This is a genomic window from Kitasatospora sp. NPDC057936 (assembly GCF_042887525.1).
Taxonomy (GTDB): domain Bacteria; phylum Actinomycetota; class Actinomycetes; order Streptomycetales; family Streptomycetaceae; genus Kitasatospora.
In genome coordinates this window covers 37,171-51,957 of sequence record NZ_JBHVPD010000020.1, presented here as the reverse complement: position 1 = coordinate 51,957, position 14,787 = coordinate 37,171, and the positions used below count along the sequence as shown (strand labels likewise).

Here is a 14,787-nt window from a genome sequence, read left to right as displayed (position 1 = left end):
CCTGGAAGGCGGCGGCCATGATCGACGGCTGGACGTGGGACGAGACGCTGTTCGCGGGCACGGCCGCGTACTACGAGCGCGGCAGGCTGCCCTACGCGCCCGGCCTGGCGGACGCGCTGGCCGGGGTGCTGCGGCTGGACGGCCGGGGGCGGCTGCTCGACGTGGGCTGCGGGCCGGGGACGTTGGCGCTGCTGCTGGCGCACCGGTTCGAGGAGGTCGTCGGGGTGGATCCGGACGCCGGGATGATCGCCGCGGCCCGTCGGGCGGCGAAGGCGGCCGAAGTGGCCGGCCGCAGCACCTGGTTGCGAATCCGGGCGGAGCAACTTCCGGCCGGGCTGGGAACGTTCACGGTGGCGACGTTCGGCCAGTCCTTCCACTGGATGGACCGTGACCTGGTGGCGGCGACCGTCCGCGGCATGCTGCGTCCCGGCGGAGCGCTCGTGCACGTCTCGGACCTGAAGCCGGACCTGAAACCTGGCGCGGAGTTTCGCGACCCCCGCCCCGCCGAAGGCCTCCCGCACCCGCCCGTCCCCGACGCGGCGATCGGCGAGCTCGTCCGCCGCTACCTGGGCCCGGTCCGGCGCGCGGGCCGGGGCCTCCTGGCCGCCGGCACTCCCGGCAACGAGTCCGCCGTCCTCGCCCGGGCGGGCTTCGCGGGCCCGGAGCGCGTGGTCGTCCCCGGCGGGCTGGTGCTGGAGCGGACGGTGGACGACGTGGTGGCCGGGGTGTTCTCGATGTCCTTCTCGGCGCCGCACCTGTTCGGCCCCGGGCGGGCGGCGTTCGAGGCCGACCTGCGCCGGCTCCTGGCCCGCGCCTCCGCGGCGGGCCGCTTCTCGGTCCGTCAGCCGGCCACCGAGGTGTTCGTCTGGCGGCCCGTCGGCGTGCCCTAGCCTCGCCGCATGGGTGTTGACATCACGGTCCTGGTCGTCGACTGGGACCACCTCATGGGCATCGCGCCGGACGACCGGGCGGACGCACTCCAGGACGCGGCGTACCCGGACGACGACGACCGCGTCGTCCACGCCGGCTGGGTGTGGTTCGAGCCGGGCCCGTCGTGGCTGGGACGGTTCGAGTTCGACGGCATCAGCGGCTCGTACAAGTCGCACTTCTGCGCCGCGGACGGCTGGGACCACGCCCGGCGCGGCGTGGGACGCGAGCCGCGGGCGCTGCTGGACGACTTCCTCGGGGCGCTGATCTGGTGGGGTCCCGAGATCGAGACCGACACCGAACAGGTGGAGGCCGGCGTCTTCCCGCCCGACGACCCGGTTCTGCGGTCCGGGCCGCTGATCGCGTGGGGCCCGGCTGAAACGGCGCGGCTCAGCCGCCGCTGGCGGGAGATCGTCCCGGTCCTGCCGAGGGTGCGGGAGCCGTACGACCGCCTCGCGGCCTCCCCCGGCGGCAGGATCGAGGGCTTCGACGACTTCGCGGGGCTGCTGTCCGGGTGGGGGGAAGTGGTCGGCGAGGCCGAGCGGCGCGGGTGGGGGATCGTCGGGCTCCCGATCTGAGGCTTGCAGGGCGCGGAGGCCGTGCGCACGGCTCTCACCTCGCCTTTCGGCGCTGCTTGTCATGTCCCCAGCAATACGGAGCGTGACGGGTGGGGTGGCCCATTCGGACTTGAATCTTTGCGAACGAATGTTCGATCCTGGGGGTGTGCTCGTTATCGAACCCGTTTTCGAATCCACCGGAGGGCGGCCCACGCTCCGACCGGTGGTGCCGACGGCTGCGCCGACGGAGGCCACGGCCGCCGAACGGGGACTGCTGCCGGTGGTGCCCGCCCTGCGGGAGCTGCTGCCGGAAGGCGGGCTGCGCCGGGGCACCGCCGTGTCCGTCGCGGGCGGGGACGCCGGGCTGCTCCTGGCGCTCGCCGCCGGGGCGAAGGACACCGGAGGCGGCTGGGCGGCGGCCGTCGGCCTGCCCGACCTGGGGCTCGCCGCCGCCGAGGGGTACGGGCTGGACCTGCGGCGACTGCTGGTCGCGGACGACCCCGGGCCGCACTGGGCCGAGGTGGTGTCGGTGCTGGCCGGCGCCGTCGAACTGGTGATGCTCCGCCCGGACGGCCCCGTCCCGCCCCGCCTGGCCGCCCGGCTGGCGGCGGTCCTGCGGCGCAGCGGCTGCGTGCTGCTGGTGGCCGGACCGTGGCCGGGGGCCGCCCTGCGGCTGGGCGTGCGCTCCGGGCGCTGGTTCGGACTGGGGGACGGGTACGGGCAGCTCGCCGGGCGGCAGGTGGAGGTGGTGGCCGAGGGCCGCGGCTCGGCCGCCCCCGGCCGCACCGCCCGCCTCTGGCTCCCGGACGAGCACGGCGCGGCCCGCCCGGTCGGCGAGCCCGCGGGGGGCGCAGGGGAGACGGACGCGTTCGAAAACGGCGCGGCCGACGCCTCCGATGGGGTGCACCCGCTGGGGGAGGTGGCCGGAGCGGTCGTCGGGACGGAGCCGTTCGGACGTGTGCGCCGCCTGCCTGGCGCGTCCGGCGCCGCCGGGGCGGTGCATCCGCTCGGGGAGGCGCACCCGCGCGGGCGCCGCCGTCCCGCCGAGCCCGTTGCTGCCCTTCAGGCCGCGCGGGTTGCCAAGGTTGCCAAGGTTGCCCAGGTCGTGCAGGTCGCGCAGTCGGCCGAGATCGGCGAGATCGGCGAGATCGGCGAGGTCGGCGAGGCCGCCGAGCGCGTGGCGGTGGTGTGAGATGGCGGGCGGAGGCACGCCGCGCGTGCTGGTGGTGTGGTGCCCGGACTGGCCGGTGGTGGCCGTCACGGGCGACGACCCGGTGGCGGTGACCGAGGGCGGGCGGATCCTCGCGTGCTCGGCGGGAGCCCGGGCGGCCGGGGTGCGGCAGGGGCAGCGGCTCAAGCTGGCGCAGCGGCTCTGCCCGGCGCTGGAGCTGCGTGACCGGGATCCGGAGGCGGAGACACGGCGGTTCGAGCCGGTGGTCGCGGCGGTGGCGGGGTTCACGCCCCGGGTGGAGGTGATCCGTCCGGGCCTGTGCGCCATCCCGGTGAAGGGGCCGGGCCGCTACTTCGGCGGCGAGGAGGCGCTGGCGTCGAAGGTCCGGACGGCGGTCGCGGCGGCGCTGGCCGAGGAGCCGGTCCCGGACGCCGTCCCCGGTGGGGACGCGGTGCCCGTGCGTCGGGACGCAGAACCCGTGCGCCGGGACGCGGAACCCGCGACGGCCACCGCCCCCCACGCCCAGGTCGGCGTGGCGGACGGCCTGTTCGCCGCCGTGCTGGCGGCCAGGGCCGGGGTGCTGGTGCCGGCCGGCCGGACGGCGGAGTTCCTCGCGCCGTACCCGGTGAGCGCGCTCGGCGACGAGGACCTGGCGGAGCTGCTGGGGCGGCTCGGGCTGCCCACCGTCGGGGCGTTCGCCGCGCTGCCGCCGGAGGCCGTCGCGGACCGGTTCGGCCCCACCGGGACGGCCGCGCACCGGCTGGCCCGGGGCCTCCACCCGCGCCCGCTGGTGCCGCGCGGAGAGGGGCCCGACCTGGCCGTCGAGCAGCGCTTCGACCCGCCGGAGACACTGGCCGAACCACTGGTGTTCGTCGCCCGCACGCTGGCCGAGCAACTGCACCGGCGACTGGCCGCGGCGGGACTGACCTGCCAGCGGGTGGCCGTCGAGGTGGAGTGTGCGGACGGCCGGACGGCGTCGCGACTGTGGCGGCACGAGGGCCGGCTTTCGGCGACGGCACTGGCCGAGCGGGTCCGCTGGCAGCTCCAGGCCTGGCAGAGCGCTGGCGCCTTCACCCCCGCACCCGGCCACGCCGCCGACCGGACCTGGCCCGATGGCACCTCCGGCACCGACCACCCCCGACGGGACAGCGGCGCGGCCGGACCCGACGGCCACGCCGCCGTTCGGGCCCGACCTGATGGCACCTCCGGCCCCGGAACCAGGCCCGGCGGTCCCGCTGACGCTCCGGCCGCCGGCGGCGCTCGCTTCGGCGGCAGCTCCGGACCTCGGCCGGGCGGCCCCGACGCCGGCCTCGCCCGCCCCGACGCCGGCCTCGCCCGCCCCGACACCGGCCGCACACGCCCCGACACCGGCCCAGTCCGGTCCGTCGGCCCCACCCGCGGGTCCGTCGGCCCCGCCCGCAGGTCGGCCGACCCCATCCGCCCCGACGGCACCGCCGACGCGGCCACCCGGCCCCCCGCCCCCGCCCCCGACACCGGCTTCGTCCTCCTCCGCCTGGCCCCCGACGGCCTGTCGCCCGACGAGGGGCGGCAGTTGGCGCTGTGGGGCCAGGCGGTCGCGGACGACCGGGTGGAGCGGGCGGTGGCGCGGGTGCAGGCGGTGCTCGGGCATGCCGGGCTGCGGCGGATCGAGCCGGGGGGCGGGCGTGGTCCGGCGGAGCAGGCGGTCAGGGTGCCGTGGGGCGAGCCGTACGAGGCGGCGGCGCCGGCCGGTGCGCCGTGGCCCGGGCGGTTGCTGGACGTGTGGCCGGCCGTGGTGCTGCGGGAGCCGGTGCCGGTGCGGGTGCTGGACGAGGACGGGCGGCCGGTGGCGGTGGACGGCCGGGCGGGGGTGTCGGGCCGGCCGGCCGTGGTCGTGGTGCGGGGGCGGGAGGAGCGGGTGGACGGCTGGACCGGGCCGTGGCCGGCGGTCGAGTACTGGTGGGACCAGTCGCTGGCCCGCCGTCGGGCGCGGTTCCAGGTGGTGGTGGGCGGCCGGGCGCTGCTGCTGACCGTGGAGGGGGGTGGGTGGTACCTGGAGGCCGGCTACGACTAGCGGCCACCGAACCGACCCGAGGGGGGAGCGAGAGCACGAGAACGAAGGCGATCCCCGATGGGCTTCACCAGCCACCCCACCGTCCCCTGGAGTGAGCTGCGCCGCCGCATGACCGGCGAAGCGTCGGACAAGGTCGTCCCGCTGCACCGCCCCACCCGGGACGGGGAGGCCCGAGACGGGGAGGCCCGAGGCAGAGAGGCCCGGAACGGAGAAGAGGCCCGGAACGGGGAGGAGGCCCGGAACGGAGAGGGACGCGACGGAGACGTTCCCCGTCCCGCCCCCCGCCCGAGCGAGCCCTGGGCCGAGTTGCACGTGCACTCCGCCTTCAGCTTCCTCGACGGCGCGAGCGACCCGGAGGATCTGGTCGCCGAGGCGCTGCGGCTGGGCGTGGAGACGCTGGCGCTCACCGACCACGACGGTCTGTACGGTGCCGTCCGGCTCGCCGAGGCCGCCCGGGGGACGGGGCTGGCCACCGCCTTCGGCGCAGAACTGACGATCCGTCACGAGGGGGGCCGTGCCGAGCACCTGCTCATCCTCGCCCGCGACCCCGAGGGCTACCGCCGCCTCTCCGCCGCGATCGCCGCCGCACAGATGGCCGGTGGCGCGAAGGGCCGGCCGGCGTACGACGTGGAGGCGCTGGCCGGGGCGCACGACGGCCACTGGGCGGTGCTCACCGGCTGCCGCCTCGGCCGGGTGCCCGCCGCCCTGTCCGCCACTCCGCCGGCGAATCCGCCCACCACCCCGTTCAGGCCTTCGCTCGCGCCACCGCCCGCCACCCCGTCCGCGCCTCCGCCCGCCCCCGGCAGCCCGGCACGCCAACTCCACACCCTCACCGAGCTGTTCGGCCGCGAGAACGTCCACGTCGAGCTGATCGACCAGCGCCTGCCCGGCGACGACCGGCGCAACGACGCCCTCGCCGCGCTCGCGGCCCGGCTGCGCCTGCCCGTCGTCGCGTCCACGAACGCGCACCACGCCGGCCCGGCCCAGGGCCGCCTCGCGCAGAGCCTGGCCGCGCTGCACGAGCGCCGCACGCTGCAGGACGCGGCCGGCTGGACGCAGGCGTCCGGCACCGCGCACCTGCGCTCGGGGCGGGAGATGGCGGCCCGCCTGGCGCGTTTCCCCGGGGTGCAGCGGGCGACCGCCGAGCTCGGCCGGAGCTGCGCCTTCGACTTCGCGAAGCTGGATCCGGAGCTGCCCGGCTACCCCGTCCCCGAGGGCGGGAGCGAGATCGGCCACTTGCGCGCCCTGGTCGCGGCCGGCGGCCCGGCCCGATTCGGAGCGGGCAACGCCGCCGCCCGGCGCCAGCTCGCCAAGGAGCTGGACGTCATCGAGGACCTCGACCTGGCCGGCTACTTCCTGATCGTGCACGACATCGTGGACTTCTGCCGCCGCGAGGACATCTGGTGCCAGGGCCGGGGGTCGGCGGCCAACTCGGCGGTCTGCTTCGCCCTCGGGATCACCGCCGTCGACCCGATCCACTACAAGCTGCTGTTCGAGCGCTTCCTGTCCACCGCCCGGGACGGGCCTCCCGACATCGACCTGGACATCGAGAACCGCCGCCGCGAGGAGGTCATCCAGTACGTCTACCGCCGTTACGGGCGCGAGCACGCCGCCCAGGTGGCCAATGTGATCACCTACCGGCCCCGCCTGGCGATCCGCGACGCGGCCCGGGTGCTCGGCTACCCGCAGGGGCAGGTGGACGCGTTCAGCCGGCAGACCGACTTCCGCTCGGCGCCCGGCGCGGACGCCGTCATCCCGGCCGACGTGCTGTCGCTGGCTGAGCAACTCCACGGATTGCCCCGCCACTTGGGCATCCACTCGGGCGGCATGGTGCTCACGAAGGAGCCGATCGGCCAGATCTGCCCGACCGAGTGGGCCCGGATGCCCGGGCGTTCGGTCCTGCAGTGGGACAAGGAGTCGACGGCCGGGGCCGGACTGGTGAAGATCGACCTGCTCGGGCTCGGCATGCTCGCCGCGCTGCACGACGCGTGCGACCTCATCGCCGAACACCACGGCCTGCGCTACGACTTGGCGTCCATCCCGGACGACGACAAGGGCGTGTACGCGATGCTGCGGCGGGCCGACACCGTCGGGGTGTTCCAGGTCGAGTCGCGGGCGCAGATGGCGACGCTGCCCCGGCTCAAGCCGGACCACTTCTACGACCTGGTGGTCGAGGTGGCGCTGATCCGCCCCGGCCCGATCCAGGGCGGTTCCGTCCACCCGTACCTGCGCCGGCGGGCCGGGGCCGAACCGGCGGGCTGCCCGCACCCGTTGATGGAGAACGCGCTCGGCAAGACGCTCGGGGTGCCGCTGTTCCAGGAGCAGATGATGCAACTCGCCATCGACTGCGCCGGGTTCACGCCCGCGGAGGCGGACCTGCTGCGGCAGGCGATGGGGGCCAAGCGGTCGCACGAGCGGGTCGCCCGGCTGCGCGAGCGGCTGCTGACCGGCATGGCGGAGCGCGGCATCCCGCCCGAGGTGGCCGAGGACGTCTACGGCAAGATCGAGGCGTTCTCCAACTACGGCTTCCCGGAGAGCCACGCGATCAGCTTTGCCTACCTGGTGTACGCGAGCGCCTGGCTCAAGTACCACTTCCCGGCGGCCTTCGCCTGCGCCCTGCTGGCCAACCAGCCGATGGGCTTCTACTCGCCGCTCAGCCTGGTCTCGGACGCGCGGCGGCACGGGGTGCGGGTGCGCGGGGTGGACGTCAACGCGAGCGGGGCGCGGCCCGGCCTGGAGCCGTACCGGGGGCCGACGCCGGCGCCGCCGCTGACGGCGGGCCGTCCCCAGCCGGCGATCCGGCTCGGGCTGGAGACCGTCCGCGGCATCGGTTCCCCGCAGGCCGAGGCGATCGTGGCCGGGCAGCCGTACGCCGGCCTGGAGGACTTCGCCCGCCGGACGGGTCTGACCGCGCCCGTGCTGGAGGCGCTGGCGACGGCCGGTGCGTTCGACTGCTTCGGGCTGACGCGACGTCAGGCTCTGTGGTCGGCGGGCGCGTTCGCCGGAATCTCGGCCGATCTGCTGCCCGGCACCACCCCCGGCACGGAGGCGCCGGAGCTGCCCGGCCTGAGCCCGGTCGAGGAGACCATCGCGGACCTGTGGGCCACCGGCACCTCCGCCACCAGCCACCCGCTCCAGCACCTGCGCGCCCACCTGGAGCGCGGCGGCGCGCTCTCCGCGGCCCAACTCCCGGACGTCCCACCGGGGACGGCGGTGGTGGTCGGCGGCCTGGTCACCCACCGGCAGCGGCCGCCGACGGCCGGCGGGGTGCTGTTCCTCAGCCTGGAGGACGAGACCGGTCTGATCAACGTGATCTGCAACCGCCCGGTCTGGGAGTCCCAGCGCCGCACCGCCCTCGACCGGGCCGGCCTCCTCGTCCACGGCCACATCGAACGCGACCGCGGCGCCACCAACCTGATCGCCACCCGGCTCACACCACTGCGGATCGGCCTCTGAGGCCTCAGAGCCCTCGGGTCACTCAGTCGGGGTAGCGCACGAGCCCGCTCAGGTCCAGATCGAAGCCGAAGGGATCGGGGATGCGCATGCTGTCGCCGAACTTCCGGTCGTGCCGTGCGTGGTAGCGGTCGTGGTTCGGTTCGGAGAACAGCGTGACCGTGCCCTCCCGCGGATCGATGATCAGGTAGAGCGGAATGCCCATCACCGCGTAGTCGCGGAGCTTGTCCACCCAGTCGTTCCCCGCATTGGACGGCGAGACCACCTCGACCGCGATGAGGGCTTCCTCAGCGGGAGTGGTGTTGCCCTCCCGAGCGAAGGAGGCGATCGGAAGATAGGTCAGATCGGGGGAGCGCTCCTTCGTCACGTCGGGGGTGGTCAGCGCGCTGTTGCCGCTGAAACCGTAGTCGTCCGGGACGTGGCGCTCGAACTGCCGCTGGACGAGCATGATGCTCAGCTGGTGAATGTTGGGCGGAGCCGCCTGCATGATCAGCGTGTCGCCGGACCATTCGACGCGGACGCCGTCGGGGGCCGTGCGCAGCACCTCCTCGACGAATTCGCGGTGCCGCTCGTAGAAGCTCATGGTGCCTCCTCCGGTAGGTGCGTTCGGCGGCCTCGCAGTCTATGCGCGAAACCACCCCGGGCCGTTCAGGCGCCGGAGGCCGGCCCGCGTCCCTTGCCCGGGGGGCCGGCGAAGACCTGGGCGATGGGGAGCCAGGCGGTGGCGGTCGGGCCGGTGGCGGTGAGGGCGAGGTCGTCGTGGTGGCGGCGCTGGGTGACCAGGAGGCAGAAGTCCAGTGCCGGGCCGCGCACCACGTCGGTGGCGTCGGCCGGGCCGAAGGTCCACGACGTGCCGTCGGGGGCGGTCAGTTCGAGGCGGACCGGGCTCTGCGGGGCGGGGCGGCCGTGCAGGGTGAAGGCGAAGCCGAGCGTGCGCAGGCCCAGGTGGGCGATGTGCCGCAGGCGGGCCGAGGGCTCGCGGGTCACCCCGAGGGCGTCGGCGACGTCCTGGCCGTGCGCCCAGGTCTCCATCAGGCGGGCGGTGGCCATCGAGGCGGGCTTCATCGGCGGGCCGAACCAGGGCAGCTTGACGTCGGCCGGGGTGGCGGCGAGCGCGGTGTGCACCGCGTCGCGTCCGGTGCGCCAGCGGGCGAGCAGGGCGGTGGGCTCTTCGGCGGCGCCCGCGACCGCGCCCTCGTCGACCGGGTCGCGGCCGGCCGCGAGGAGGTCGCCGAAAGCGGCGCCGGCGGCCGCGGTGAAGGCCTCGCCGTCGTGGGCGGCGCGGACCGTCCAGTCGTCGGTCCAGGCGAGGTGGGCGATCTGGTGCGCGACCGTCCAGCCCTCGGCGGGTGTGGGGCGGGCCCAGTCGGCCGCGGGGAGGTCGGCCACGAGCGCGTCCAGGACGGCGCTCTCGGCGCCGAGGTCGGCGAGCAGGCCGCGCAGGACGTCCTGCGGGCCGTCCTGTGGGCCGTCCTGCGCGGCGTCTTGTGGGCCGTCCTGCGCGGCGTCCTGCGGGGCGTTCGGATCCGTCATCGGTTCCCCTTCCTCCGGTCCCGGCGCATTACCCGCCGGTAATCCACGGCCACGGCCGCACCCTACGCCGGGCGCGGCCGCCACGCCCGCCACTCCGCCGAATCAACGCTGCCGGACCCGCACACCGGAACCCTCGCCAGCGCCCGTGCCGCGTGTGACAATCTCGCGATGCACGCGATGCGAAGGGCAGTCTCGCGATGACAGGGGCCGCGGAGATCCTCACCGCCGCGCCCCCGGACGACCCCGGGCTCGGGGCGCGCGCCGCCGAGTTGGTCAGGGACGCCGTGCTCGGCGACCTCGCCCGCCGGGTGGTGGCGGAGTGCGGTGCCGACGTCGGCCTGGTGGGCGTGCCGGAGCCGTTGCCGGTGGCGCTGCCGGGGCACCGGGCGGGCGAGGACGGACTGGTGCTGCGGCACTGGGCCGGCACCAGGGCGGACCTGCTGCACGACCGTCCCGTCCCGGCCGGCACCGGACTGGGCGGGCGGGCGCTCGCCGAGCGGGCTCCCAGCTGGGTGCCCGACTACCGGGCCGCCACCACCATTTCGCACCACCACGACGCGGCCGTCAGCGCCGAGGGCCTGTACGCCATGCTCACGGTGCCCCTGCTGCACGGCGGCACCGTGCACGGCGTGGTGTACGCCTCGCTGCGCGCCGTCGTGCCGTTCGGGGACGTCAGGATCGCGGCCGTCGGCGAGCTGGCGGCGACCGCCACCCGGGCACTCGCCGGCGCCGCCGCCTGGAGCCGCGCGGAGCCCGGCCCCGCCGGGAAGGACCGGGCCGCCGCCCCCGCACGACCCCTGACCCCGCGCGAGCACGAGGTGCTGCGCTGGGCGGCGACCGGCCGGACGAACCCGGAGATCGCCGCCCGGCTGGGGCTGACCTGCAACACCGTGACGGGCTACCTGAAGTCCGCCATGCACAAGCTCGGCGTCCGCAACCGGACCGAACTCGCCGTGGCGGCCAGGGAGTCGGGACTGCTCGGCTGACCCGGACCGCCCGCGGCCCCGCCGACTCGGTCGACCTGCCCGCCCGGTCGACCAGCCTGCTCGGTCGGCCTGCCTGCTCAGTCGGCCTGCCCGCTCAGTTGACCTGCCGCTCCTGCCCGCTCCAGTACGGCTCGCGCAGCCGGAACTTCTGCAGCTTCCCGGTGGCGGTGCGCGGCAGTTCGTCCCGGAACTCCACGGAGGTGGGCGACTTGTAGCCGGCCAGCCGCTGCTTGCAGTGCGCGATCAGCTCGGCCGCGGTGACGCCGCCGTGCCCTTCCCGGAGCACCACCAGCGCCTTGACGGTCTCGCCCCACTTCTCGTCCGGCACGCCGATCACCGCGGCCTCGGCCACCGCCGGGTGGGCGTAGAGGCAGTCCTCCACCTCGATCGAGGAGACGTTCTCCCCGCCGCTGATGATGACGTCCTTCTTGCGGTCGGAGATGGTGAGGTAGCCGTCGGTGAGGAAGCCGCCGTCGCCGGTGTGGAACCACTCGTCCCGCAGGGCCTCGGCGGTCGCCTCGGGCTGCTGCCAGTAGCCGTCCAGGACGGTGTTGGAGCGGACGAGCACCTCGCCGGACGGGTCGACCCGCAGCTGGGTGCCGAGGGAGGGGGCGCCGGCCTGCACGAGCTTCTCCGCCCGTTCGGCGGCGGGCAGGGCGTCCCACTCGGCGCGGGTGCGGTTGACGGTGACCACCGGGGAGGTCTCGGTCAGGCCGTAGAGCTGCATGAACTCCCAGCCCAGTTCGGCCTCGACGCGCTGGACGACGGAGGTGGGCGGCGGGGCGCCGGCCACGATCATCCGCACCCGGTCGCGTCCTGGCACCGGGCCGTCCCAGTCGGCCGCCGCGTCCAGCACCATCTGGACGACCGCGGGCGCGCCGCACAGGAAGGTCACGCCGTGCCGGTCGATGCGGCGCAGGATCTCGGCGCCGTCGACCTTGCGGAGCACGATGTGCTGCGCGCCCAGGCCGGTGAGGGCGAACGGCAGCCCCCAGCCGTTGGCGTGGAACATCGGCAGGGTGTGGAGGTAGACGTCGCGGTCGCTCGCGCCGTAGTGCAGGCCCATGGTCGTCGCGTTGAGCCAGATGTTGCGGTGGGTGAGCTGAACGCCCTTGGGGCGGGCGGTGGTTCCGCTGGTGTAGTTGATGGTGGCGGTGTCGTTCTCGGAGATCGCGTACCGGCGGGGGGAGTTGTCGAAGTCGTAGAGGACGGCGTCGCTGTCGGCCCCGATCACGAACTTGTGCTTGGCCACCACCCCGTGCAGCGCATCGGCGAGTTCGGGGTCGACGAGCAGGACGGAGGCGCCGCTCTGCTCGACGATGTACGCCACCTCCTCGGCCTTGAGCCGGAAGTTCACCGGCACCAGTACCCGGCCGTACCCGCTCACCCCGAAGAAGGAGGTGAGCAGCCGGGCGGAGTTGTGGGACACGATCGCGACCCGCTCGCCCGGCCCGACGCCGAGCCGGTCCAGCCCGGCGGCCTGGGCCCGGGCCAGCTCGGCGATCCGGCGGTAGTCGAGCTCGCCCCAGGGGGCGGCCGGCTGCACGGGTTCGTCGACGATCCCGACCCGGTCGCCGTAGACGAGCTCGGCCCGGTCGAGGAAGTCCATCACGGAGAGTGGAATCTGCATGCGCCCACTGTCCTCTCCGGACCGCTCCCTGCACACCCCCGATCGGGGGTGTCACCCGTCCGAACGCGGCCCCGCGGCCGTGGTGCTGGCAGCAGCGTTGCCCGTGGCCGCGTACCCCGTGACCGCCTTCCCCGTCACCGCGTTCCCCGTGACCGCCTTGCCCGCCACCGCGTTCCCCGCCGCCTCCAGCGCGGCGAGCAGCCGGTCCCTGGCCTCGGTCTGGGCGGCGATCCGCCGTTCCAGGACGGCCAGCCGGTCGCGGGCGATCCCGAGGACCCGCGCGGACGGCGGCTGTGCCATGACGTCGCCGTCCAGGCAGCCCAGGAGGGGCCGGAGGTCGTCCAGGGTGAGCCCCGCGCCGAGCAGTGCACGGATGTTGCGCACCCGGACGGCGTCGGCCTCCCCGTACTCGCGGTAGCCGTTCGGCGCGCGCCCGGCGGTGAGCAGCCCGGCCTGTTCGTAGTGCCGCAGCGCGCGGGCCGTCGCGCCGGTCAGCTCGGCCAGTTCCCCGATCCGCACCACGCACCGCCCCCGATGGCTCCGCCCGTCGCGCGTCATCCCACGAGCGCGCCCCCGTCGACCGACAACACTACTCCGGTGACGAACGACGCCTGCGGCTCGGCCAGTTGAACGATCGCCCAGGCCACCTCCGCCGGTCGGCCGATCCGGCCCAGCGGGGTGTGCGCGATCTGCCACGCGCGGACGGCGGCGCGCTGCTCGGGGCCGAACGCCGCGTGCTCGCCGATCGGCGTGTCGATCGCCCCGGGCGCCACCGCCACGACCCGGATGCCGCGCGGCGCCAGTTCGACCGCCCAGCTTCGGGTCACCGTCTCCAGCGCGGCCTTGCTCGCCGCGTACACCGCGTTGGACGGCCACCCGCGCTGCCCGACGGCGGTGCTGACGTTGACCACGACGCCCCGGCTCGCCGCCAGCGCCGGCACCGCGGCCCGCCCGAGCAGGACGGGGGCGACGAGGTTGGTGGCGAGCAGCGCCTCGACGCCCGCCCTGTCGTGGTCGCCGACGGCCTGCCCGGCGCGCACGATCCCGGCGTTGTTGACCAGGACGTCCAGCCGACCGTACCGCTCCACCGTCTCCGCGACGATCGCCTCCGGCGCGTCCGGGCCGGTGATGTCGGCGGCCAGCGGCCGGATCAGCCCGGGGTGGGTCGCGGCGGTCCCGGCGAGCGGCTCCGGCCGCCGTCCGACCGCGACCACCCGCGCGCCCCGGGCGGCGAACGCCCGCGCCGTCTCCCGTCCGATCCCCGTTCCGGCCCCGGTGACGAGGACGACGCGCCGCTCCACTGCTTCCTCTTCGGTGTTCATGCGCCCACCCTCCGACCCTGACGCCAACGACAACGTCAAGCGCGGAATGCGGAGAACCGCCGAGGAGTTGTGCCGGACCTGCTAGGAAAGTCCCGACGCACGGTCACCACCACAACGGGGAGCACCAATGAGCGACGACCAGCGGCCCGACAGCCTCTACGAGGCCGTCGGCGGCATCGAAGCGCTGCGCAGACTCAGCAACACCTTCTACGAGGGGGTCCTCGCCGACCCCCTCCTCGCACCCGTCTTCGAGCACTTCACCACCACGCACATCGAGCACGTCGCCGTGTGGCTGGCGGAGGTCTTCGGCGGCCCGGTCCGCTACACCGAGGAGCTCGGCGGCCACCAGTCGCTGCTCCGCGCCCACCTCGGCCTCGCCATCACCGAGGAGCAGCGCCTGCGCTGGATGGAGCTGATGGCCGCCGCCGTCGGCAAGGAGCTCCCGGACGACGAACTGCTGCGCCGGCGGGTGCTGGAGTACTTCGACTGGGGCACGAGGATCGCCGAGGACGTCTCGGCCTCTCCGGCCGGCACCGACCTCGGCGACCCGGGCCCGACGCCCCGCTGGGGCTGGGAGGGACTGCGGTGACCCTCGCCCCCACCGCCCTCCCGGCGGCGGGCGGCCTGCTGCTGCGCCCCTTCGAGGACGGGGACGCCCCCGCGCTGGTCGAGGCCTACCGGGACGAGACGCTGCGCCGCTTCACCCGCGTCCCGGTGGACGACGCCGACCAGGCCGCGCGCTGGCTGGAGCTGCAGCTCCGCGGCTGGTCGGAGGGCACCCGCTACAGCTTCGCGGTCCTGGACGCGGACGGGGCCGACCTGGTCGCCAACGTGGTGCTCAAGCGCGGCACCCCGGGCGGCGAGGGGGCGGAGGTCGGCTACTGGACGGCCGCCGCCGCCCGCGGCCGGGGCGTCGCACCGCGCGCGGTGGAGGCGCTGACGGCCTGGGCGTTCGCCGCGTTCGCCGACGAGGGCCTGGCCCGGATCGACCTGCTGCACCAGGTGGACAACGCCGCCTCGTGCCGCGTGGCGGAGAAGAGCGGGTACGCGTTCCGGGAGGTGCTGACGGCTCTGCCCCCGGAGTTCCCGCTCGACGGCCACCGGCACTCCAGGAATCGGCTGGACGGATTCGAACGGCCGGGGCCAGAGTAGGGG

General features: G+C 75.4%; 13 protein-coding genes. 8 read left to right on the top strand and 5 right to left on the bottom strand.

Annotated features, from left to right (window positions below; translation table 11 throughout):
* Positions 1–17 precede the first annotated feature (17 nt).
* From ACFVU9_RS13730 to ACFVU9_RS13710, 5 genes are all read left to right on the top strand, one after another.
* Positions 18–890 (top strand): class I SAM-dependent methyltransferase, encoded by an 873-nt coding sequence (locus ACFVU9_RS13730; protein WP_387593187.1) that lies wholly within the window; start codon positions 18–20, stop codon positions 888–890.
* A 9-nt stretch (positions 891–899) separates the two neighbouring features.
* Positions 900–1,505, top strand: coding sequence for a hypothetical protein (locus ACFVU9_RS13725; RefSeq protein WP_387593184.1), 606 nt, complete (start codon positions 900–902; stop codon positions 1,503–1,505).
* A gap of 202 nt (positions 1,506–1,707) precedes the next feature.
* Positions 1,708–2,676: a hypothetical protein gene (locus ACFVU9_RS13720; RefSeq protein ID WP_387593181.1), complete on the top strand. Its 969-nt coding sequence runs from the start codon at positions 1,708–1,710 to the stop codon at positions 2,674–2,676.
* Between the two features lies 1 nt (position 2,677).
* A complete protein-coding gene (locus ACFVU9_RS13715; RefSeq protein ID WP_387593178.1) occupies positions 2,678–4,708 on the top strand; it encodes a hypothetical protein in 2,031 nt (676 codons plus the stop codon).
* Between the two features lie 312 nt (positions 4,709–5,020).
* Positions 5,021–8,164 carry an error-prone DNA polymerase gene (locus ACFVU9_RS13710; RefSeq protein ID WP_387593175.1) on the top strand — a complete coding sequence of 1,048 codons (3,144 nt, stop codon included), beginning with the start codon at positions 5,021–5,023 and terminating at the stop codon, positions 8,162–8,164.
* A 22-nt stretch (positions 8,165–8,186) separates the two neighbouring features.
* Here the strand turns inward: ACFVU9_RS13710 and ACFVU9_RS13705 are convergent, their stop codons facing one another.
* Together ACFVU9_RS13705 and ACFVU9_RS13700 are read right to left on the bottom strand one after the other, a co-directional pair.
* Positions 8,187–8,744, bottom strand: a complete 558-nt coding sequence (locus ACFVU9_RS13705) for a Uma2 family endonuclease (RefSeq protein WP_387593172.1) — start codon at positions 8,742–8,744, stop codon at positions 8,187–8,189.
* Between the two features lie 65 nt (positions 8,745–8,809).
* The gene (locus ACFVU9_RS13700) at positions 8,810–9,694 is read right to left on the bottom strand and encodes a TIGR03084 family metal-binding protein (protein WP_387593169.1); all 885 of its coding nucleotides are present in this window, start codon (positions 9,692–9,694) and stop codon (positions 8,810–8,812) included.
* Between the two features lie 197 nt (positions 9,695–9,891).
* On the opposite strand from ACFVU9_RS13700, the gene ACFVU9_RS13695 reads away from it, so the two are divergent.
* Positions 9,892–10,680: a LuxR C-terminal-related transcriptional regulator gene (locus tag ACFVU9_RS13695; protein ID WP_387593166.1), complete on the top strand. Its 789-nt coding sequence runs from the start codon at positions 9,892–9,894 to the stop codon at positions 10,678–10,680.
* A gap of 94 nt (positions 10,681–10,774) precedes the next feature.
* On the opposite strand, the gene ACFVU9_RS13690 is transcribed toward ACFVU9_RS13695, so the two are convergent.
* Genes ACFVU9_RS13690 through ACFVU9_RS13680 form a run of 3 tightly spaced genes read right to left on the bottom strand, consistent with a single transcriptional unit; the run spans position 10,775 to position 13,632 of the window.
* Positions 10,775–12,310: an AMP-binding protein gene (locus ACFVU9_RS13690; protein ID WP_380437438.1), complete on the bottom strand. Its 1,536-nt coding sequence runs from the start codon at positions 12,308–12,310 to the stop codon at positions 10,775–10,777.
* A gap of 51 nt (positions 12,311–12,361) precedes the next feature.
* Positions 12,362–12,829, bottom strand: a complete 468-nt coding sequence (locus ACFVU9_RS13685) for a MerR family transcriptional regulator (protein WP_387593255.1) — start codon at positions 12,827–12,829, stop codon at positions 12,362–12,364.
* A gap of 35 nt (positions 12,830–12,864) precedes the next feature.
* Complete coding sequence (locus ACFVU9_RS13680; protein WP_380496903.1) at positions 12,865–13,632, bottom strand: SDR family NAD(P)-dependent oxidoreductase; 768 nt, start codon at positions 13,630–13,632, stop codon at positions 12,865–12,867.
* Positions 13,633–13,759: 127 nt separating this feature from the next.
* On the opposite strand from ACFVU9_RS13680, the gene ACFVU9_RS13675 reads away from it, so the two are divergent.
* Both ACFVU9_RS13675 and ACFVU9_RS13670 read left to right on the top strand, forming a co-directional pair.
* Complete coding sequence (locus ACFVU9_RS13675; RefSeq protein WP_380437435.1) at positions 13,760–14,221, top strand: group II truncated hemoglobin; 462 nt, start codon at positions 13,760–13,762, stop codon at positions 14,219–14,221.
* A complete protein-coding gene (locus ACFVU9_RS13670) occupies positions 14,218–14,784 on the top strand; it encodes a GNAT family N-acetyltransferase (RefSeq protein ID WP_380437433.1) in 567 nt (188 codons plus the stop codon). Before ACFVU9_RS13675 ends, ACFVU9_RS13670 begins: the two co-directional genes overlap by 4 nt.
* The last annotated feature ends 3 nt before the right edge of the window (positions 14,785–14,787 follow it).